Origin of the sequence: Actinomadura sp. 6K520, assembly GCF_004349245.1 — a bacterium.
In the GTDB taxonomy this organism is placed as follows: domain Bacteria; phylum Actinomycetota; class Actinomycetes; order Streptosporangiales; family Streptosporangiaceae; genus Spirillospora.
On record NZ_SMLC01000430.1, the window covers coordinates 1 to 629 of the forward strand.

Here is a 629-nt window from a genome sequence, read left to right on the forward strand (position 1 = left end):
ACCGTCGTCCGCGACGTCCTGTACGTCACCGACGGCCGCGTCGTCACCTCCGCCGGGATCGCCAGCGGCATCGACCTGGCCCTGCACCTGCTCGCCGCCCGCCACGGGCCCGGCGCCGCCGCCCGCGTCGCCCGCACCATGGTCGTGTACGCGCGCCGCAACGGCGACGAGCCGCAGGCCGGGGTGATGTTCCGGCACCGCGGGCACCTCAGCGACGCCGTCCACCGCGCCCAGGACATCATCGACGCCACCTACACCCGGCCGCTGCCGCTGGCGGACCTGGCCGCCGCCGCCGGTGTCAGCGAACGCACCCTCACCCGCCGCTTCACCGCGGCGACCGGCCTCACGCCGCTGCGGTACCAGCAGGAACTGCGGCTGGAACGCGCCGGGCACCTGATCGGGCAGGGCGCCACCGCCGACGCCGCCGCCCGCGCCGTCGGCTTCACCGACGCCCGCATGCTGCGCCGCCTGCGCGCCCGCGCCGCAGGCGCGCCGCCCGCGTGACCCGGACGCCCCGGCCGGCGGTGACGGCCCCGGCCCGGCCCAAGGGCCCGGGGTTCAGCCGGACGCGGGCGGCGCGGAACGCCGTTCAGGAAACGCCGCCGGCGCCGGCGGGGGTGGCGGCGGCG

At 79.5% G+C, this 629-nt stretch carries 1 protein-coding gene; it reads left to right on the top strand.

From position 1 onward, the window contains the following. Window positions 1-504, top strand: a 504-nt coding sequence (locus E1289_RS40005) for a helix-turn-helix domain-containing protein (protein ID WP_131989002.1), incomplete at its 5' end; no start/stop codon positions are given. Between the last annotated feature and the right edge of the window lie 125 nt (window positions 505-629).